General features: G+C 57.0%; 22 protein-coding genes. 20 read left to right on the plus strand and 2 right to left on the minus strand.

Annotated elements, in window-relative coordinates; genetic code table 11:
• The first annotated feature begins 3 nt into the window (after positions 1-3).
• From ABR39_RS14735 to ABR39_RS14770, 8 genes are read left to right on the plus strand one after another with little or no spacing between them, the layout of a single operon-like run.
• Positions 4-735 carry a flagellar basal body rod protein FlgF gene (locus tag ABR39_RS14735; RefSeq protein WP_047347542.1) on the plus strand — a complete coding sequence of 244 codons (732 nt, stop codon included), beginning with the start codon at positions 4-6 and terminating at the stop codon, positions 733-735.
• Between the two features lie 20 nt (positions 736-755).
• Positions 756-1541 (plus strand): flagellar basal-body rod protein FlgG, encoded by a 786-nt coding sequence (flgG, locus tag ABR39_RS14740; RefSeq protein WP_047347543.1) that lies wholly within the window; start codon positions 756-758, stop codon positions 1539-1541.
• Positions 1542-1565: 24 nt separating this feature from the next.
• The gene (gene flgH, locus ABR39_RS14745) at positions 1566-2231 is read left to right on the plus strand and encodes a flagellar basal body L-ring protein FlgH (protein WP_047348164.1); all 666 of its coding nucleotides are present in this window, start codon (positions 1566-1568) and stop codon (positions 2229-2231) included.
• An 11-nt stretch (positions 2232-2242) separates the two neighbouring features.
• On the plus strand, positions 2243-3334 hold the full coding sequence (locus tag ABR39_RS14750; RefSeq protein WP_047347544.1) for a flagellar basal body P-ring protein FlgI: 1092 nt from the start codon (positions 2243-2245) through the stop codon (positions 3332-3334).
• A complete protein-coding gene (locus tag ABR39_RS14755; RefSeq protein WP_047347545.1) occupies positions 3334-3723 on the plus strand; it encodes a rod-binding protein in 390 nt (129 codons plus the stop codon). The genes ABR39_RS14750 and ABR39_RS14755 overlap by 1 nt, the downstream gene beginning before the upstream one ends.
• 3 nt (positions 3724-3726) lie before the next feature.
• A complete protein-coding gene (gene flgK / locus ABR39_RS14760; protein ID WP_047347546.1) occupies positions 3727-5094 on the plus strand; it encodes a flagellar hook-associated protein FlgK in 1368 nt (455 codons plus the stop codon).
• Positions 5095-5114: 20 nt separating this feature from the next.
• Entirely contained in the window at positions 5115-6029 is a 915-nt protein-coding gene (gene flgL / locus ABR39_RS14765) for a flagellar hook-associated protein FlgL (RefSeq protein ID WP_072059247.1), read from the plus strand.
• A gap of 6 nt (positions 6030-6035) precedes the next feature.
• Complete coding sequence (locus ABR39_RS14770; protein ID WP_052952195.1) at positions 6036-7046, plus strand: hypothetical protein; 1011 nt, start codon at positions 6036-6038, stop codon at positions 7044-7046.
• 5 nt (positions 7047-7051) lie between these two features.
• Here ABR39_RS14770 and ABR39_RS14775 read toward each other — a convergent pair whose 3' ends face one another.
• Positions 7052-7519 (minus strand): hypothetical protein, encoded by a 468-nt coding sequence (locus ABR39_RS14775; RefSeq protein WP_047347547.1) that lies wholly within the window; start codon positions 7517-7519, stop codon positions 7052-7054.
• Positions 7491-8426, minus strand: coding sequence for a winged helix-turn-helix domain-containing protein (locus ABR39_RS14780; protein ID WP_047347548.1), 936 nt, complete (start codon positions 8424-8426; stop codon positions 7491-7493). Before ABR39_RS14780 ends, ABR39_RS14775 begins: the two co-directional genes overlap by 29 nt.
• A gap of 745 nt (positions 8427-9171) precedes the next feature.
• Here ABR39_RS14780 and ABR39_RS14785 point away from each other — a divergent pair.
• From ABR39_RS14785 to ABR39_RS14840, 12 genes are all read left to right on the plus strand, one after another.
• Positions 9172-10059 carry a flagellin gene (locus tag ABR39_RS14785; protein WP_047347549.1) on the plus strand — a complete coding sequence of 296 codons (888 nt, stop codon included), beginning with the start codon at positions 9172-9174 and terminating at the stop codon, positions 10057-10059.
• A 205-nt stretch (positions 10060-10264) separates the two neighbouring features.
• On the plus strand, positions 10265-11599 hold the full coding sequence (gene fliD / locus ABR39_RS14790; RefSeq protein ID WP_047347550.1) for a flagellar filament capping protein FliD: 1335 nt from the start codon (positions 10265-10267) through the stop codon (positions 11597-11599).
• A gap of 21 nt (positions 11600-11620) precedes the next feature.
• Complete coding sequence (gene fliS, locus ABR39_RS14795; RefSeq protein ID WP_047347551.1) at positions 11621-12013, plus strand: flagellar export chaperone FliS; 393 nt, start codon at positions 11621-11623, stop codon at positions 12011-12013.
• A gap of 2 nt (positions 12014-12015) precedes the next feature.
• A complete protein-coding gene (locus tag ABR39_RS14800; RefSeq protein WP_240477076.1) occupies positions 12016-12315 on the plus strand; it encodes a hypothetical protein in 300 nt (99 codons plus the stop codon).
• The gene (locus ABR39_RS24340) at positions 12315-13382 is read left to right on the plus strand and encodes a flagellar hook-length control protein FliK (protein WP_052952196.1); all 1068 of its coding nucleotides are present in this window, start codon (positions 12315-12317) and stop codon (positions 13380-13382) included. The genes ABR39_RS14800 and ABR39_RS24340 overlap by 1 nt, the downstream gene beginning before the upstream one ends.
• An 11-nt stretch (positions 13383-13393) precedes the next feature.
• On the plus strand, positions 13394-13864 hold the full coding sequence (locus tag ABR39_RS14810; protein ID WP_052952197.1) for a flagellar basal body-associated FliL family protein: 471 nt from the start codon (positions 13394-13396) through the stop codon (positions 13862-13864).
• 13 nt (positions 13865-13877) lie between these two features.
• Positions 13878-14579 (plus strand): FliA/WhiG family RNA polymerase sigma factor, encoded by a 702-nt coding sequence (locus tag ABR39_RS14815; protein WP_047347553.1) that lies wholly within the window; start codon positions 13878-13880, stop codon positions 14577-14579.
• Positions 14580-14586: 7 nt separating this feature from the next.
• Positions 14587-15450, plus strand: coding sequence for a flagellar motor stator protein MotA (gene motA, locus ABR39_RS14820; protein WP_047347554.1), 864 nt, complete (start codon positions 14587-14589; stop codon positions 15448-15450).
• Positions 15450-16379, plus strand: coding sequence for a putative lateral flagellar export/assembly protein LafU (gene lafU / locus ABR39_RS14825; RefSeq protein WP_047347555.1), 930 nt, complete (start codon positions 15450-15452; stop codon positions 16377-16379). Before motA ends, lafU begins: the two co-directional genes overlap by 1 nt.
• 15 nt (positions 16380-16394) lie before the next feature.
• Complete coding sequence (locus tag ABR39_RS14830; protein WP_240477077.1) at positions 16395-17183, plus strand: C40 family peptidase; 789 nt, start codon at positions 16395-16397, stop codon at positions 17181-17183.
• A gap of 43 nt (positions 17184-17226) precedes the next feature.
• Entirely contained in the window at positions 17227-18276 is a 1050-nt protein-coding gene (gene parM / locus ABR39_RS14835) for a plasmid segregation protein ParM domain-containing protein (protein ID WP_047347557.1), read from the plus strand.
• Complete coding sequence (locus ABR39_RS14840) at positions 18269-18919, plus strand: hypothetical protein (RefSeq protein WP_047347558.1); 651 nt, start codon at positions 18269-18271, stop codon at positions 18917-18919. Before parM ends, ABR39_RS14840 begins: the two co-directional genes overlap by 8 nt.
• The last annotated feature ends 13 nt before the right edge of the window (positions 18920-18932 follow it).

Genomic DNA, 18932 nt, shown 5'->3' on the forward strand with positions numbered 1-18932 from the left:
TCGATGGATCGTCTACTTTTCACCGCCGTCAGCGGCGCGTCGCGCAGCCTGACCCAGCAGGAAATCCACGCGAATAACCTGGCGAACGTGAACACCCAGGGGTTTCGCAGCGATCTCGACAACGCGCTCACGCAGCAGATTAACGGCGAGGGATATGCCTCGCGTTATCTGGTGCAGCCCACGCAGGGCGGCGTCGATATGACGCCGGGGGCGATGCGTGAAACCGGACGCGATCTGGATATTGCCGTGAAGGGTGACGGCCTCATCGCGCTGCGCAGCGGCACCCGCGAGGTCTATACCCGCAACGGGCAAATTGACATCAACGCCGACGGCGAGCTGTCGGTGAACGGCCTGCCGCTGGAAGGCGATAACGGGCCGATCGTGCTGCCACCTTACTCCTCCGTTTCTATCGGTGAGGACGGGGTGATCACCATCATGCCGGAGGATGGGGATATCGCCGCGCCGATGGATATTGACCGCGTGAAGCTGGTGAATATTCCGGCCAGCGAGCTGAGCAAAAACGAGGCCGGTTTTCTGGTCACCAACGCGGCGTTTAACCCGCGCGATGAAGAGGTGACGGTGGCCGCCGGGCATCTTGAATCCGCTAACGTGTCGGCCATCAGCGAGATGGTCTCCAGCATCGCGCTCAACCGCCAGTTTGAAGCGCAGATCAAGATGATGAAAGCGGCAGAAGATCTCGCGAACGCCGGTAACCGCCTGATTCGCGGCACCTGACAACACTTTGAGGAATACAGATGAATCCCGCTTTATGGATCAGTAAAACTGGGCTAGCGGCGCAGGACGCCAAAATGACCGCCATCTCCAACAACCTGGCGAACGTCAATACCACCGGTTTTAAACGCGATCGCGCCATGTTCGCCGATCTGTTTTACCAGAATCAGCGCACGCCGGGCGGCCAGCTTGACCAGGAAAATACCTCTCCGACCGGCATTCAGTTCGGGACCGGCGTCAAGATCGTGGGAACCCAGAAAGAGTTCACCGTTGGCAACATCCAGAACACCGGGCAGACGCTGGATGTGGCGATTACCGGGCAGGGCTTTTTCCAGGTGGAGACGGCCAATGGCGATATCGCCTATACCCGCGCCGGTAACCTGCAAAAATCGCCTGACGGCGTACTGACCAACGCGCAGGGCCTGCCGCTGGTTCCGCAAATCGAATTGCCGGATAACGTGAAGGATCTCCAGATAGGCAAAGACGGCACCATCACCGCCACGGTGGCGGGGGAAACCGATCCGGTTGAGCTGGGCCAGCTGACGCTGGTGAATTTTGTGAATCCGGCCGGTCTCGAAGCTATCGGCGGCAACCTCTACCGTGAAACGGCCGCCAGCGGGCAGGCGGTGGAAGGCGTACCCGGTGAAGAGGCCTTTGGTCAGCTGGAGCAGGGATCGCTGGAAGGCTCTAACGTACAGGTCGTTGAGGAGATGGTCGACATGATCACCGTGCAGCGCGCCTATGAAATGAACGCCAAGATGGTTTCTGCCGCAGACGACATGCTGAAGTTTGTTACGCAGTCGATGTAACGGCAGAGCCGTAAAGTGAAAGAGATGAAAAAGCAGGTAGCGATCGGTTTACTGGCGCTGGTGCTGTCGGGCTGCGAAAGCCCGGCACTGCTGGTGCACAAAGACGATGCGGCGTACGCGCCGCCGGAAGATTTCGCCATGCCGGAGACGCACGTCCGCGGCGGTGGCGTCTATAACAGCGGCTATAACTGGTCGCTTATTCAGGATCGCCGCGCCTATCGCGTTGGCGACATCCTGACCGTTAAGCTGGACGAATCCACCCAGGCGAGCAAGCAGGCGCGCACCAACTTCGGCAAGAAGAACGACGTGTCTCTCGGCATCCCGGAGGCCTTTGGCCACTCGGTCGATAAGCTGTCAGGGTCGGTTGACGGCAGCCGCAACTTCAACGGCAACGCCACGTCGCAGCAGCAAAACAGCCTGCGCGGGGCGATCACGGTGGCGGTGTACAAAGTGCTGCCTAACGGCGTGCTGGCCATTCGCGGTGAAAAATGGCTCACCCTCAACCAGGGCGACGAGTACATGCGGGTGACCGGGCTGGTGCGGGCCGACGATATTGAACGCGATAACTCCGTCTCATCACAGCGTATCGCCAACGCGCGTATCTCCTACGCCGGACGCGGCGCGCTCAGCGATGCGAATGCGGCCGGCTGGCTGGTGCGCTTCTTTAACCATCCCCTGTTCCCTATCTGACGGAGTTGCGCGTGTTTAAACGAATTTTATTGCTCCTGAGCCTGTACAGCATTGGGGCCGCCGCGCAGCCGCTGCGCGATTTGGTGGATATTCAGGGCGTGCGTGGTAACCAGCTGATCGGCTACAGCCTGGTGGTGGGGCTGGACGGTACCGGGGACAAAAACCAGGTGAAGTTCACCAGCCAGTCGGTCACCAATATGCTGCGCCAGTTTGGGGTCCAGCTGCCGACCAAAATCGATCCGAAGGTGAAGAACGTGGCGGCCGTTGCCATTAGCGCGACGCTGCCGCCGGGCTACTCGCTCGGGCAAAGTATTGACGTTACCGTCTCGTCCATTGGCGATGCCAAAAGCCTGCGCGGCGGGACGTTGCTGATGACCCAGCTGCGGGGTGCCGACGGCGAAGTTTACGCCCTGGCGCAGGGTAACGTGGTGGTGGGCGGCGTGAAGGCGCAGGGCAATAGCGGCTCCAGCGTCACCATCAACACGCCGACGGTGGGTCTCGTGCCGAACGGTGGCTCGGTGGAACGTGAAATTCCGAGCGATTTTCAGCAGGAGCCGATGGTGATGCTGAACCTCAAGCGGCCGAGCTTTAAAACCGCCAACGCCGTGGCGGTGGCGCTGAACAACGCGTTTGGCGCGGGAACCGCAACCGCCCAGAGCGCCACCAACGTTTCCGTGCGCGCGCCGATGGGCGCAGGCGAGCGGGTGGCGTTTATGTCATCGCTGGAAGATGTGCAGATTAACGCCGGGAAACAGCCGCCGCGGGTGGTGTTTAACGCCCGTACCGGTACGGTGGTGATCGGCGATGGCGTGATCGTCCGCGCGGCGGCGGTATCACACGGCAACCTGACGGTGACTATTCGTGAATCCGCTAACGTCAGCCAGCCAAACGCGTTGGGCCGGGGGCAGACGGTGGTCACGCCGCAGAGCGACGTTAGCGTCAATCGCGGTCGTGGACAGATGGTGACGATCTCCGCCGGCACCAGCCTGCGCAGCATCGTGAATACCCTTAACAGCCTGGGCGCCGCCCCAGATGACACGATGGCGATTCTGCAGGCGCTGCACGAGGCGGGCGCCCTGGATGCTGAGCTGGTGGTGATGTAATGCTGAATGCGATCAACCGACAAACCGCCATTCTGCCGGGTGATATCACCGGCCAGGCGAAGCCGCAAAATCTTGAGCAGGCCGCGGAGCAGTTCGAGGCGCTGATGCTGCGCGCCATGCTGTCGCAGATGCGTAAAGCCTCCGACGTGCTGGGGGAAGATAACCCGTTCAACAGCAAGCAGCAGCACATGATGCGCGATTTCTATGATGACAAAATGGCCTCGGAGCTGGCGTCCCAGCGCAGTACCGGCATTGCGCAGATGATCGTTAACCAGCTTTCCCCGCAGGTGACGACGCCGCTTAAGAACGAGGCGCAAGCGGCCGCTTTACATGGACAACCGCAGGAACGCCACAAGCCGTCGTTCCACAGAACCGAAGGACAGGAGTAAGCCATGAGTATGTTTGATATCGCCTATAGCGGACTGCAGGCGGCCAACATGGGGATGCTCGTCACGTCGATGAACGCGACCAATGTTAATACGTCGGGCTATTCCCGTCAGGGAATTGTTCAGAGCGCCATCGGCCCGATGGGCGAAGCCGGGCTGACGCCGGGTAACGGCGTACAGGTTAACAGTATCCGCCGCATTGCCAGCCAGTACCTGGTCAACCAGGTATGGCAAACCAACACCAAAGCCAGCTACTTCAGCATGGGCAATGAGTACATCAGCTCCCTGGAGAAGGTGATCGGCACCGACTCCACGAGCCTCGGAACGGGTCTGGATGATTTTGTCAGCGCCCTGAGCGCCCTGACGCAGGAGCCGGAATCTCCGGCGCTGCGCCAGCAGCTGTTGAACCAGGCGAAGACGCTGTCGACCCGCTTCAACAGCATGAATAATTTTATCTCCAGCCAGAAAGAGTCCATCAACACGCAGCGTGGGGCAATGGTCGATCAGATCAACACCCTGAGCAGCGGCATTGCTGACTACAACAAGAAGATTGTTGAGATGGATTCCACCGGCGGTAACAGCAGCGTGTTGCGCGATCAGCGCGACGAGCTGGTGAAGGCGCTGAGCACGATGGCCGACGTCAAAGTCACCGACGACAGCAGCGGCTATACCGTCTCGTTAAGTAACGGCCAGCCGCTGGTGAGCGGCAAGACGGCGGGTACGCTGAGCACCGGCAAGGACAGCAGCGGCAATACCACGCTGACGCTGAAATTTTCGACCAGCGAGTTTTCACTGGACCCGTCTGCCGGCGGCCAGCTGGGGGCGCTCTACGACTATGAAACCGGCACGTTGAAGCAGATGAGCGATTCCGTGCAGGGCATGGCGCAGGCGATGGCGGACATGTTCAATACGCAGCTGACGAAGGGCTACGATCTGAACGGCAATCAGGGGAAACCGCTGTTTACGTTCGACGCGTCGAACCCGGCTGGCATCCTGCAGGTGAACGACCTGTCACCCGACGAGCTGGCGCTGTCCGGCGATCCGAAAGAGCCAGGTAATGGCGATAACCTTAACGCCCTGCTTGAGCTGAAAAACCAGAAAACCGATATCCCGGGGATGGGCAACATGAGCCTGAGCGAAGGGGCGGCGGCCATCATTTCGACCATCGGTATTGCCAGCAAGCAGAGCAAAACGGAAATGGAAGCGGCCGTCGCGGTAAGAGACGATGCGCAAACGCAGCGCGATAGCCTGAGTGGCGTGAATCAGGATCAGGAGGCGATGAATCTGCAAACGTACGTGCAGGCATATCAGGCCAGCATGAAGGTGATCTCCACCGGCAACCAGGTGTTTAGCGATCTGCTAAGTATGTTTTAAGCGCAACCACAGGATCTACTATGCGAGTAAGCAGTCTTTATCTCTATAACACCATGATGTCGCAGATGAGCATCAATAGCGACCAGATGAGCAAGCTGCATGAACAGCTGGCGACGCAAAAGCGCGTTAACGTACCGTCGGACGACCCGGTGACCGCCAGCCGTCTGGTACAGCTCAGCCGCGAGCAGTCGGCGATTAAGCAGTATCAAAGCAATATCACCCGCCTGAGCGGTGCGCTGTCCGTGCAGGAATCCCATATTACCGCTCTCAGCAACCAGGTACTGTCCGTCAGCGACAAGCTTAAGCTGGCGAATAACAGTTCCCTGAGTCAGAAAGATCTGGCGGGCTACGGCGCGGAGCTGGGCTCCATGCTGGACTCGCTGGTGGCGACGATGAACAGTAAAAATGAGAACGGCAGCTACCTGTTCTCCGGCACCATGACCGACAGCAAAACCGTGACCCTGGACAGCAACGGCCAGTACGTGTTTGGCGGCAATGAAAAGACCCGTGAAACCACGGTAGCCAATGGCGTGAGTATTACCGAAAACACGAATGTCTCACAGGCGTTTTCCAGCTCGGGCAACGATCTGGATATGCTGAACAAGCTCAAAGCGTTGAGCGAGAAGATGCAGGATCCGAACGCCAGTCTGTCGGATTACCAGGATGACCTGACGGCGATGATCGACATGACCCAGACGACCAGCGATAACCTGGGTGCAGCGCTTACCGATCTCGGTGGGCGTCAGAACCGCCTGACGCTGATTAATGATGCGCATAGCGACGTCAGCCTGTCGAACGATCAGTTAGTGTCCGACCTTAATGAGGTTCCTGCGGCATTGTCCGCGACAAAACTGGATATGTTTAAAACGTCGGTTCAGATCTCCTATAAGGCCTACAGTATGGTCAGCAACCTTAATCTTTTCAGTATGTTGTAAGTTGATATGCAAGTCGGTTTAAAAACATCCACCTCGATCGCGACCGCCACGGCCACCACCGGGCGCGGGAGTATTGATGCTCCGCAGACCGTCGGGCGGGTCACTGCGCCCGACGCCGGGTTTACCCGTCATTCGTTCCCGGAGTCCGCGCTGCTGTCGCGCCGTCCGATGCGCTATAACGTACAGCTTAACCAGCAGCTTACCGCGGTACAGCAGGCCGACAGCTATCTGGCAAAAACCGAGACGCAGCTGCTGCAGTTGCGCCACGTGTCCGGACGCAGCGGTGACGCCAGCGCGCAGGCAGCGGCGCTGCAAAAACACCTTTCGCGCCGCGCGCAGCTGTCTGGCGGTACGGTGGATCGCCACCTTAACGTGTCGCTGGAGCAGAAAAACACGGTGAATTTCACCCTGCCGGGCAGCGAAAAACTGCTGCACGCCCCTGACGGGGAAACGCTGCTCTTCTCTCTGGGGGGAGCCCGGCGGGAGATGGCGGCCGTTGCGCTGCCGGAAGAGGCGACGCCACGGCAGACGTTAACAAAGCTGAACGTCGGGCTGGGGCGCTTGGGGATCCATGCCCGACAGACGGGCAGCGGACAGCTGCTTTTCAGCGTTGATGAAAGCCAGTGGGAGCGGGTGAAACAGCACTTTACGGTGCGCGGAGAAGGCCGACATTACCCGGCGGATGCCTTTACCCTGCTGGCGCCTCAGGCGGAAAACGCCAGCGGCGACGAGGTGATGGCGCTGTCCACGCGCCGGGAGCGTGAGGGGCAAATGAAGCTGCAGGAGACCCTCAACCACATCACCGGCCAGCGCGGAAAATTGCGCCAGCAGCAGGATCGCGTCAGCGCCCGCATCAACGATATGGCGACGGTATTCAGTGCGCAGCAGGCGCTGGAAACGTCGCGTAATCTGGGAGAGGGGCTGGCACGCAGCACAAACAGTTTTAGCCAGATGTCTCAGGCGCTGGGTGCCCAGGCCAACGTCCGTCTGGCGACAGTGAAAAACCTGCTGGGTTAGTGGGTTTATCGGGATACCGGATAGAGGAAGATCGCGCCGTTTTGCCCGACAACCAGCGACTGGTGATTAAAAGAGATGGGCTCCATCCAGTAGTTGGAGTACATCAGCTGGTCCACAAGGCCGTCTATCATCAGCCCTTTCTTCTCGGTACTGTAATAAATGGGTGTGAGGGTAAAGTAGATCCGGCCGTTTTTTTTCTGCGTTGGCGTAAACTTCCCTTTGAGCACAAAGCGATTATCATCCGGGCTGGTGATGTTGGTCATCAGCACGCCGCGCGTAGTTTTCAGGCTCACGTCGTAGATCTCTTTTTGCTGCGACATCAGATCGTAGAACCCCATCTGGAAGTCGTCCTTCACGTTGCCGTACTGCAGCGTTGAGGTGGTGGTGAAATAGTTAAACGCCAAAGCGACGAGTGCCGCCAGAACGGCGATGACGATCGCCAGTTTACGGCGTTTTGCATGTAGCCAGTTCATGAAGCTTCCTTCGGGTTTCTCGCAGGATTAGGTTATTCAGCTGGACCGTATCGGTACGCCAGTGATAAATGGCCATCGCCAGCTGCTTGCTGTCGCATTTATTGGCCAGCGTGAAGCTGTAGTTCAGCGTCGCATTGGTGCTATGAAAGAAGATCTGCATCGTGGCGGACTGCATCTGGATCTGCTGGTTGATGGCATACAGCGAGTCTTTCAACTTGCCGTACAGGTTCACGGAAATATAGGGCGGATCGCCTGCCGTTTCGACGGCGTAAATATGAATGTTGCTGTAAACGCCAGCCTGGATCTCCCGGGAAACCAGATGCTCGCTGTATCCGCCAAGCAGATGCCAGCAGGCACTTGCCGTGACGATGGCGGTGACGATCATGACCAGCAGAAAGCTGAAAATGCTGTGACGGCGCTTTTCTGGTTCCGCCACCGGCGCGGCGATAACCGCAGGTGCGAGGTCATCGCCTGCGTCAGGCTGCTCCGGTTCAATCAGAGGAGCGGCATTGAGCGGCGCATCGGCAGGCGCTGTTTCAGCCTCCGTCTCGTCTTCCTTAACGGTGTCATCGTCTTTTTCGACAAAGCAGCAATACTCGGCTTCGATCAGATAGCCCTTGCGCGGGATCGTTTTGATGATGCGCTGGTTTTTGCCATCATCTTCTAATGCGGTGCGCAATGCGTGAATGGCATTTGGCAAACTATTATTGCCGATGACCCGGCGTTCCCAGACCAGAGTAGTTAACTCTTCGCGGGTAAATATTTTACCGGCATCCTGAACCAAAATATCCAGCAGCTTGAGCTGATATTCTCCCAGGCGTTTACGTTCCCCGGTGGTTAAATGGAGAATCGATCCTGAGGTGACGTCAACCAGCCAGTTGTTTACGGAGCAATAACGTTTATTCATTTATATAGTATGGATTCTTCCACCTCAGCAGTATGGCGATAATCTGTTGGGCACCTGAAGGTATCAGAGATTATCCGATTGAGTTGTTAACTCCATTTAGAATTCTTAATGAATGCCGCCTGCCTGCGGGAGAGTATACGTGGGCGCTGAGGTTTTCCGTTGTCGTTCAATTTTATGCGGCACCGGAAAGGGTTTCACCTGCTTTACGCCCCTAAGGGAAGGAATAATCTTTTCCTGCCCTCTTTTTACGCGATAAAAATGTGATGCGCAACACCATTTTTAACAATATGAGAGGGAGTAAATGAACGCTATTGCCTGAACGTTAATAATAATAATTAAATAAAACTTATGTTATTTCGATGATCATAAAGTGAATATGTTGTGTTGATGGCGTGATCTGTTTGATAACGATCATGGTTTCAGTAAGGCGCTTAAAAAAATAATAAACCGCGTTTAATTTATTTGTTTTTTGGTCGCTCTGTTAATGGTTTTATATTTTATCGTCTCGCATAAGGTAAATGAGAACGGTACTTTTTATATTAAGTATTATTAATAAAATATGGAATGACCTCTGTCGGCTGTTAAAACACGGCATAAGAATTTTAAACGCTTTTAAATCAAACTGATAATTCACTTTCTGTTCAAATAATGAACATTTGGATATTTTCGATTTAATCTTCGGGAGTGCCGTGTCGTCTTTACTCAGTACAACATCTGAATTACCAGGACGAAAAAAGGAATCATTATGTCATTCTCTATCTTTACCAGCGCTTCCTCCATGTCATCCATTAATGCGATGAACAAATCCAACAACATGCTGTCCACCGCGATGGAACGTCTGGGTACCGGCAAACGCATTAACTCCGCTGCCGACGATGCGGCAGGTCTGCAGATCGCAACCCGCCTGCAGGGCCAGAGCAACGGTATGAACGTCGCAAAACGTAACATCGCTGATGCGACCGCGCTGCTGCAAACCTCTGAAGGCGCGTTCGATGAAGTGAGCAACATCATGTACCGCATGAAAGACCTTGCTACGCAGGCAGCGAACGACACCAACACCCAGAAAGACCGTGATGCTATCAACTCTGAGCTGAATGACCTGAACTCCGAGCTGGGCAACATCATGAACAACACCTCTTATGCGGGTGACAAACTGTTCGGCGCGTCAGGCAAATTCGGCAAAGAGCTGAACTTCCAGATCGGTTCTTCTACTGATGAAACCATGAAGGTTAACCTGTCTGCAGAACTCGGTGCTAGCGGTGCAAACGCGCTGACTAACGCCAGCGGCCAGTTCAGCAAAATTCAGGCGCTGGCTACCGGTAGCGGCGGCAAGCTGAACCTGACTTCCGCCAGCGATGCAAAAGCATTGATGACCGCGCTGGAAGGTTCTCTGGATGACGTGGGTTCTGTACGTTCCAAAATGGGTGCGAGCATTAACCGCCTGAGCCACACCGCGGCGAACCTGGCAAACATGAAAGACAACACCGATCTGGCGCTGAGCAACATCCAGGATGCGGACTACGCGACCGAAGCGTCAAGCATGACCCGTAACCAGATGCTGGCACAAACCGGTATGTCCATGCTGAAGCAGTCCAACAGCATGTCCGGCATGGTTATGTCTCTGCTGGGCTAATCTGATCCGGAACAACATCAAAAAATAACACCGCTGTAAGGCGGTGTTTTTGTATCCGCTCCGCTTTTTCCGCCACGCGGAAAAAGCGGAAGTGCGCATTCCTTCTCATATATAACTCTTTGAAAATAAACTACAAAATAATTGGCACGATGATTGCTAGGTATGAAGCATACCGATCATAACGTGCGTGACAGGAGAACCGACTATGTCTGATATCGAACCCTCACAGATGGCGTCAACGCTAGCAGGCTACGACATCCTTGCCATGCAAAACGCAATAACAACACAGAAAAGTACCTATGACGCCCAGTCGAAAGCGCTCGCGTCGCTGCGTACTGCACTAACAACCTTCCGCAGTTCAATCACCGCGCTGAACTCCAGCAGCGCCAGCGTGTTGAAAAACATCGCCACCATGAACCAGGAAGGCATTGCGACGATCAACGCCAGCGCCAGCGCGCGTAAAGGGACTTACAGCCTGAACGTCACTCAGCTCGCGACCGCCCAGCAGAAAAGTTTCTCAGGGCTGGATGATGACGCCATCAAAAACGCGAGCGGTACGCTGAAGATCAACCTCAATGGCGAAAGCATTGAGATTGAGATGGACGGGCTGAACAGCCTCTCTGATTTTGCTGATGCCATTAATAAAACCGACTTCCCGAGCGCGGCGGATAATTCTTCCACCACGGCGACCACCGCGCAGAACGGCGTGACCGCATCGCTGATGCGCATTGATGGCAACGTTTCGCTGATGCTGAGCAGCGACCAGAGCGGCGAGAAGTACGATATCCAGCTGGACACCAGCGGGATGACGGCCGGGCAGAACATTTTCGATAACCCCGAGACGATCACCAACGGGAAAGATGCGAAATTCACGCTTGGTGACTCGGCGAAAGAGTATTCCAGCAGTTCCAACACCCTGGACGATCTGGTTGACGGCGTCTCCATTAAGCTGACCAGCACCACGGAGGCGAACAAGCCGCTGGTTATCTCTATCGATACCGATACCACCGAAACAAAGAACCAGATCCAGGCGTTCCTTGATGCCTACAACACCCTGCGCGATACCCTCACGGACATGACGAAAAGCGGCACCAGCGCGGATACGCGCGGCGCTTTCGCGGGCGATGCCAGCATGTCCTCGCTCAGCAGCAGCCTTGGCAATCTCCTGCGCGGGACCTTTGGCGACCAGAACATGAGTAAGTTCGGCATTGCCGCGGATAAGGACGGCAAGCTCACCCTCGATTCAGACGTGCTGGAAAAGCAGCTCAAAAATGACCCGCAGACGGTCGCGCAGTTCTTCAACGGCAACGACGGCCTGATTAAGGCGATGGACAAGTCGCTGGATAAATACCTCAGCACCAGCAGCGGCCTGCTGAAAACTCGTCAGGACTCACTGGATCGTCAGAAGACGGAAATCGACACCAAAACCGAAAAAATGAACACGCGTTGGCAATCGTCCTACGACCGCTACCTCAAGCAGTTTACGCAGCTGCAGAAAATCATGACGCAGATGAACAACACCATGAGCATGTTTGTTTAACTCTAAGGGAACCGACTTTCAATGTACGGAAATGATCAGGAAGGCTACGGCCTGTATCAACAATCCGATCTGGCTATTCAGGCCTCGGCAGCGAACCCGCACCAGCTGGTGCTGATGCTGTTCAACGGGCTGATGGATGAGCTCGTCCGCGCCAAAAGCCATATTGTTGCTCGTCGCTACGAGCGCAAGGCGCAGAGCATCAATAAGTGCATCGACATTCTCAATGCGCTGACCAGCTCGCTGGATTTCGAAAAGGGCGGCGAGCTGGCGCTGAGCCTGGCGAACCTGTACGACTACTGTGTTTATCGTCTGTATGACGCCAGCCATAAGCTCTCGGTCGAAATTATTGATGAGGTGGAAGTGATCCTCGGCAATATCCAGGATGGCTGGCAGCGCATGGGCCAGACGGCATGAGCATGCTACGCGTCATTCAGGTCTTAACGCGGGGATTACGCCAGGCGACGGAAGATCACAACTGGTCCGCCGTGATGAACGTGGATACCAAAATCGCCGAGCTGCTGACCGCCATCAAGGGGAAAACGCTGGCGGCGGACGAGCGGCAGGCGCTGGACGAGCTGCAAAAGGTTCACCGGCAGGCGCGCGAGTATTGCCAGGGCGAGAGCGATAAGGTTGAGGCCAAACTTAACCTCGCGATGCGCAATCGCGAAGGGGCGGCGGCCTACGCTCTGTTTGCTGACGATGGAGGCGTGCGCTGATGGATATCCTCAACCTGGCACAGGGGATGCTCAACGGCTCCGGCCTGCCCATGCAGGCCGAACCGATTGCTGGCCCGAAAGCGGTGGAAACTGCCGTGCAGACGCCGGCGGCGTTTAACGACGCGCTGCTGAACGTGATTAATTCTCTCATGATCGGGCAGACCAAAACGACGCGCGACAGCACCGTGAGTGCGGTGCCGCTTCCACAAAGCCGCGACGATGATGACGATGAGACCGTCGACGCGCCGACGCCGGGCGATTCCCTGCTGAAAGCCGATGCACCGCAGCAGCTGCTGGAGGCGCTGCTGATGACCAGCCAGATGCCGGTGCAGCCGCCTTCCGGCTACCTTGCGAAGGCGCAGCCCGCCGTTGACACCGTGATGCCAAACCTGCAGCCGCAGCTGGCGGTGCAGGCACTGCCGATGGGCATTTCTCCTTCGCTTTCTCATCCACAACAGGCGACACCGGTGAGCCCTGTCGACCCCGCGGCGAGCCCGCTGCCTGCCGTGCAGTCCATCGCCCCGACGCTGATGGCGGCTATGGCACCGGTGGCCCAGACGACCCTCATTACCCCGCAGCCGGGAAGCGACATTGCCGCCGCTCCGACATCCTCACCGTCGCCGGTACCGACCACAACATTGAAAATGGATCCCGAGCCCGGGCGCTGGGGGGAACAGCTGCAGCGCGCGCTGGGCGAGCGTTTGCAGGTGCAGGTGAAGCAGCAAATTCAGCATGCCACTATCCGCCTGGACCCGCCGGATATGGGGAAAATCGATATTTCTATGCAGGTCGATAACGGGCGCGTGCAGGTGCAGATCAACGCCAGCCACGCCGAGGTGTATCGCGCTCTGCAGCAGACGAGCAACGACCTTCGTCAGAGCCTGACGGAGCAGCATTTTGTCCAGGTTAACGTGCAGGTGTCATCCCAGTCCGGGGGGCAACAGCAGGGCCGAGGACAATCATTCACCGGGGAGCACAACGCCATCCTGGCGGGAGCGGAAATCGCGGCCAATACAGCGGATTCGCCGGACCTCCGACGCGATGACTCGGTACTACTTACGGTTTAAACAAAGACGATATGAACGTAAAAACACTCTCTTTCGGCCTCGTTATCGCCCTCTTCACCGCCATGCTGGCGGCGGGGATGACGGTAGTGGGTACGCATTTGCTACGTATGGATGAAGCGACAGGCAGCAGTTTCTTATCCGGGATATTCAGCAGCTCTGACAAGGGAGTCGTGGAGTTTGTAGAGATTAAAAACGTCGTGATAACCCTGAAGGGGAACGGGGAGACGGAACGCTACCTGCTGCTGGAGCTGAACCTGGCGACCAGTGGCCCGGAAGAGGCAACGAAAGCGAAGGATATGATCCCGGCGGTGCGTGGCGCAACGGTTAGCCTGCTCTCCGATCTCGACTACGACGAAGTGCGCGCCATGAGCGTTAACCAGCTGCACGATAAGCTGCAGGCCGCCTACCGCGAGCGGTTCAAGAGCCTGAAGATGGACGTCCCTTTTAACGACGTCATCATCAGCAAAATGGTCTTCCAGTGACGGTTAAGCCGTAATGGACATGATGGATTTTATTGCGAGCGACACCCTGACGGCCGCAGACGAAGCGCGCTACGTCAGCGCCTATTTGCCGCTGGTGAACAAGGTGGTTAAGCAGCTCGCCTATCAGACCAGCAGCGTGATCGATCGCGAAGATATGGAGCAGATCGCCCTGATGGGGTTACTGACCTCTTTGCGCCGCTATGGGCACCCGGACGCGCAGTTTGCCGCCTACGCCGTGCAGCGTATCCGCGGGGCGGTGCTGGATGAACTGCGTCTGCTGGACTGGCGCCCTCGCCGCTTGCGGCAAAAGACCCACAAGCTGAACGACAGTATCCGCGAGATGGCGCGCCAGCTCGGGCGGACACCCACGTTTGAGGATCTTAACCGCCATCTGTCCATCTCGGCGGAGGAGTATCAGGAATATTTATTGCTGGACTGCGCCAAAACGATAGAGAGCCTGGATGAACTACTGGGCAATGACGCCCACACCGGGGCGCTGAATAGCCGACAGCTGGAAGACGAAGTCGTCACCAGCCGGACGCTGCGCAGCGCGCTGGCCTCGCTGGACGAGCGTGAACAACTGATCGTGACGCTCTATTACCAGCATGAGATGAGCCTGAAAGAGATCGCTCTGGTGCTTGATTTAACGGAAGCCAGGGTGTGTCAGCTCAATAAAAAAATCGCCCAAAAAATTCAGTCTTTTTTCCAGAAGTGAAAGGTTTATGCAGAAATTCTTCGGTATCGTAATCATCATGGGCTGCGTGGTTGGCGGCTTTCTCATGTCAGGCGGCCATCTCGCCTCATTCTGGCAGCCCGGTGAAATTATCATCATCCTTGGCGCGGGTTTAGGCGCCATGGTGCTGGCTAACCCTCGCGCCGTACTGGCGGAAATGTACCGCCAGTTTCGCGGCATCATGCGCAAAAACGAATACACCAGTGAGTACCAGCGCCAGCTTCTGATGCTGTTATATGAACTGCTGGAGCTGGTGCAGGACGGCGGCCTGAAGGTGCTGGACGAGCACATCGAAGCGCCGGAAAACAGCCCGCTGTTCCAGCGGTATCCACTGATGCTGCACGATAAGGCGCTGGTAACCTTTATCTCCGATAACTTCCGCCTGATGGCAATGGGCAAGATTAACGAGCACGAGCTGGAGGGGATCCTCGAGCAGGAGCTGGTGGCGATGGAGGAAAACCTGCTGCAACCGTCCCGCTCCCTGCAGCGTACGGCGGAGGCGATGCCGGGCTTCGGGATCTGTGCCGCGGTGCTTGGGATCATCATCACCATGCAGTCCATCGACGGTTCCATTGCGGTGATTGGAGTGAAAGTGGCCGCCGCGCTGGTGGGAACCTTCCTCGGGGTCTTCTTCTGCTACTGCTTAATGGATCCGGTGGCGAACGCCATGGAGCAACGCACCAAAAAACAGCTGGCCGTGCTGGAGTGTGTGCGCACGGTGCTGGTTAACCACGTAGCCGGTAAGCCGACGCTGCTGGCGGTGGATGCGGGTCGCAAAATGCTGCCGATGGATTCCAAACCGACCTTCGCGACGCTGGACGGCTGGGTGGAACAGATGACGGGTGAAGCCTGATGCGCAGCCGCAACAAAGAACATACCACCATCATCAAACGCTCCTCGCGCAAAAGCCATGACACCTTTCATGGCGGCGCGTGGAAAGTCGCCTTCGCCGATTTTACGCTGGCGATGATGGCGCTGTTTATGGTGCTGTGGATTATGGGCGCGGTAACGGAAGAGGAACGTAAAGAGATTGTCTCGCTGCTGAACGGCGAGTCTATTTTTGAAGGCAATTCGATGACGCCTGTTACCCACAAAGAGGGGAACGGCGGCAAGATCGCGCTGCTTGATACGCGTCACGCCAGGAAAAAAGACCCCCTTAAAGAGCAGGCGAAGAAAGATGCCGCGCTTGCCGGCCAGAATAAAAAGACGGAGAGCCTGGAAGAGGTCAGCGCGCGTTCTCAAAACGAGATTGAGGACCTGGCGCGCATCATCATGAAAATCACGTCAGCCTACGACGCGCAGGCCAACCTGAAGATGGAAATCGTGCCGCAGGGGCTGCGCATTCTGATCACCGACGATCGGAAACGGGAGATGTTCCAGCGCAGCAGCGCGATCCTGACGCCGTTCTTCAAGCGCTTGCTCACCGAGTTTGCCCCCGAGCTGAACAAAATCAATAACAAAATCATCATTACGGGCCATACCGATGCCACCCGCTTTCGCGATCAGGAGCTTTACAACAACTGGAACCTCTCCGGCGAGCGCGCAATGCAGGCGCGTTCGGTGCTGACCCGCAGCGGCCTGGATCCCAACAAAGTGCTGCAGGTTAGCGGTATGGCCGATCAGATGCTGCTTGACCCGGATCACCCGCTCAGTTCGGCTAACCGCCGGATTGAAATCATGGTGCTGACGCATTCAGCCAGCGATTCGCTGTATCAGTTTTTTGGCCAGCACGGTGAGAAGGTGATAAAGCCGCTGACCGAAAAACTCGCTCAAAACCCTTAATTCGACCGTCGCGCTGTGAACCTGTTCCTCATCATCACCTTTGTACCTGTCCGGACTGTCACCCGGCAGGTACGCTTTTTTTTCTTCTTCCTGATGCTGATGGTAACGACAGGCTACGCCAGCGCAGCGCCAGTACCGGTAAAAACACCGGAGGCTAAAACCGTCAGCGATGCGAAAAAGCGCGAACAGAACCGCCAGCGTCTGCTGGCGAAGGCAAAAAAGCGGGTTGCCGCGGCGCCACCAGCGCCGGAGCAGAAGCGCCAGGTAATGGCGCAGCAGCTGGCCGAACGCGCCAGAAACCGGGAAAGGCTGGCGATGCATTCCCGCTGGTCACCCGGTAGCCTGGGCCGCTCTGAAGCATTGTGGCGCGACGTGCAGGATGACGCCGCTATCGCGACGCGCCGTACACAAAAGTCCGTCAGCAAGCTCCGAACCGTGATCCATCGCCTGGAGAGCCAGCTCGGCAAGCCCTATCTGTGGGGAGGAAACAGCCCCAGCGACGGTTTCGACTGTAGCGGGCTGGTGTTCTACGCCTTTAATGATGTGCTGGACCGCAAGCTGCCGCGCACGGCCAACGGAATGTTTCAGGACAACGCCCTGAAGCCCGTTCACCAGGAAAAACTGCGGCGGGGCGATCTGGTCTTTTTCAATATCAACCAGCGCCCTGGGGCGGACCACGTGGGTGTTTATCTCGGCGATGGACGCTTTATTGAAGCACCGCGTACCGGACTGACGATCCGTATCAGCCAACTTTCTGACAATTTCTGGCAATCACATTATCTGGGTGCCCGGCGCGTGCTTTAGGCCCGCGTAACGCCCGTTAACCCCCTTTTGGACTGAAAAAATCATGACCGCAACCCGAATGAAATTCGCCATTGATGATGGCTCAACTAACGTAAAAATTAGCTGGATTGAGAACGGCACGTTGAAGACGGTGGTATCGCCGAACTCCTTCCGCAAAGACTGGAAAAGCGCGGCGCTGCTGCGCGGGCAGTCGGTGTACAACTACACCATCGGCACGACCAAATATACCTATGATGCGACGTCCGATAAGGCGCTATCCACGACCCACATTGACTATCAGTATGACGATCTCAACCTGCTGGCTGTTCACCACGCCCTGCTGCTCACCGGCATCGCGCCGTGCGACGTAGAGGTGATTGTCACGCTGCCGATCACCCAGTTCTACAACCCGGACGACTGTCAGCGCAACGAGAGCCGCATTGAGGCCAAGCGTCGTAACCTGATGCGCGACATCACCCTGAATAAGGGCGAGCTGTTCCGCATTGTGGATGTGCAGGTTATGCCGGAAAGCCTGCCTGCCGCGCTTTCCCATCTGCTGAACTCCAGCGTCACCGAATTCACCCGATCGTTGGTCATCGACTGCGGCGGGACCACGCTCGATATGGGAGTGATTGTCGGCGAATTTGACGATGTCTCCGCGATTTACGGTAACAACGAAATCGGCGTCGCAATGGTCACGGATGCAACCCGCAAGCTGCTGGCTGCCGCTGACAGCGACTCCAGCTATCTGGTGGCGAACGAGCTGATTAAACGCCGCCACGACAGGGATTTTGTCAGAAGCGTCATTAACGATGAATCGCGTATCGAAGAGATCCTCGAGCGGGTGGAGATTAAGATTCAGGAGCTGGGCGACCAGGTGGCTTACGAAGCGAAGAAGTTCGCCAAGAACCCTAACCGCGTCTATCTGGTAGGCGGCGGCGCGCACCTGGTTGAATCCGCCGTCCGCGAGGCCTACGCCACGCTTGGCGACCGGGTGATTGCGATTGATAACCCGCAGAGCGCGCTGTCCCGCGAAATTTGCCTCTATCATGCCGACGCCGGGGTGGAGACGATAGCCGCGCCGCGCATGGCCGAGGTGGGTGACGATGAGTAACAGGCGCATTCGCCGCGTTGATCTATCGCTGCATTTGTCGCCGGAGCAAACGCGCGCGGATCTGCGCGCGATGCTGGAGCTTAAAAAGTGGCATCAGGCGCTGAGCCAGGCGGGCAGCAATCCGGGTGATGTCAGCATGGAAATGCGTCGCTTCCATCGCAACGTTTACCTTGCCGGATTACAGCTCCAGCTGATGAGCCCGCCGCTGTGCAGCCATATTGCCGAGTCGCTGGGGCGTGACGCATTAACCCTTGATGAGCTGTGCGGCGAGCTGGCGAGCGCCGGGCTCCTGCCGGTAGCCACGACCCCGTCAACGCCGCCTGTGCCTGAACAGTCCGCGACGGGCGGGGATTTTAGCAAGCAGCAGTTAAGGCAGATGCGCGCGCTGATGTCGGACGCGCTACAGCGACAGGCCACGCCGGATGATGCCTCCCGCCAGGCGCTGAATGAGCTGCAAAGCGAGGTAGCGCAGCTTAAGGTCCTGCTTGATCGGCAAAACCTGCTGCTGCAGCAGCTGCGCACGTCTGGCCGCGCCGTCGAGCCCGAAAGTACCAAAAAAGGGCAGGCGGAAGCGCTGGACGTGAGCGCGCTTAATGCGCCAACGGAGAAAATGAAGGAAATTCGCAAGAAGGGGATTTTTTAGAACGGGGCGTGGC

The organism is Enterobacter genomosp. O (genome assembly GCF_001022965.1).
Classification (GTDB): Bacteria; Pseudomonadota; Gammaproteobacteria; order Enterobacterales; family Enterobacteriaceae; genus Enterobacter; species Enterobacter cloacae_L.

Bases quoted from the DNA above. Each gene is read 5' to 3' on its own strand.
- ABR39_RS14735 (WP_047347542.1), top strand. From the start codon at position 4: ATGGATCGTCTACTTTTCACCGCCGTCAGCGGCGCGTCGCGCAGCCTG.
- ABR39_RS14810 (WP_052952197.1), top strand. From the start codon at position 13,394: ATGAACGTAAAAACACTCTCTTTCGGCCTCGTTATCGCCCTCTTCACC.
- lafU (WP_047347555.1), top strand. From the start codon at position 15,450: ATGCGCAGCCGCAACAAAGAACATACCACCATCATCAAACGCTCCTCG.
- motA (WP_047347554.1), top strand. From the start codon at position 14,587: ATGCAGAAATTCTTCGGTATCGTAATCATCATGGGCTGCGTGGTTGGC.
- ABR39_RS14755 (WP_047347545.1), top strand. From the start codon at position 3,334: ATGCTGAATGCGATCAACCGACAAACCGCCATTCTGCCGGGTGATATC.
- ABR39_RS14775 (WP_047347547.1), bottom strand. From the start codon at position 7,519: ATGAACTGGCTACATGCAAAACGCCGTAAACTGGCGATCGTCATCGCC.
- flgG (WP_047347543.1), top strand. From the start codon at position 756: ATGAATCCCGCTTTATGGATCAGTAAAACTGGGCTAGCGGCGCAGGAC.
- fliS (WP_047347551.1), top strand. From the start codon at position 11,621: ATGTACGGAAATGATCAGGAAGGCTACGGCCTGTATCAACAATCCGAT.
- ABR39_RS14780 (WP_047347548.1), bottom strand. From the start codon at position 8,426: ATGAATAAACGTTATTGCTCCGTAAACAACTGGCTGGTTGACGTCACC.
- ABR39_RS24340 (WP_052952196.1), top strand. From the start codon at position 12,315: ATGGATATCCTCAACCTGGCACAGGGGATGCTCAACGGCTCCGGCCTG.
- flgL (WP_072059247.1), top strand. From the start codon at position 5,115: ATGCGAGTAAGCAGTCTTTATCTCTATAACACCATGATGTCGCAGATG.
- flgH (WP_047348164.1), top strand. From the start codon at position 1,566: ATGAAAAAGCAGGTAGCGATCGGTTTACTGGCGCTGGTGCTGTCGGGC.
- ABR39_RS14815 (WP_047347553.1), top strand. From the start codon at position 13,878: ATGGACATGATGGATTTTATTGCGAGCGACACCCTGACGGCCGCAGAC.
- parM (WP_047347557.1), top strand. From the start codon at position 17,227: ATGACCGCAACCCGAATGAAATTCGCCATTGATGATGGCTCAACTAAC.
- ABR39_RS14840 (WP_047347558.1), top strand. From the start codon at position 18,269: ATGAGTAACAGGCGCATTCGCCGCGTTGATCTATCGCTGCATTTGTCG.
- flgK (WP_047347546.1), top strand. From the start codon at position 3,727: ATGAGTATGTTTGATATCGCCTATAGCGGACTGCAGGCGGCCAACATG.
- ABR39_RS14770 (WP_052952195.1), top strand. From the start codon at position 6,036: ATGCAAGTCGGTTTAAAAACATCCACCTCGATCGCGACCGCCACGGCC.
- ABR39_RS14800 (WP_240477076.1), top strand. From the start codon at position 12,016: ATGCTACGCGTCATTCAGGTCTTAACGCGGGGATTACGCCAGGCGACG.
- fliD (WP_047347550.1), top strand. From the start codon at position 10,265: ATGTCTGATATCGAACCCTCACAGATGGCGTCAACGCTAGCAGGCTAC.
- ABR39_RS14785 (WP_047347549.1), top strand. From the start codon at position 9,172: ATGTCATTCTCTATCTTTACCAGCGCTTCCTCCATGTCATCCATTAAT.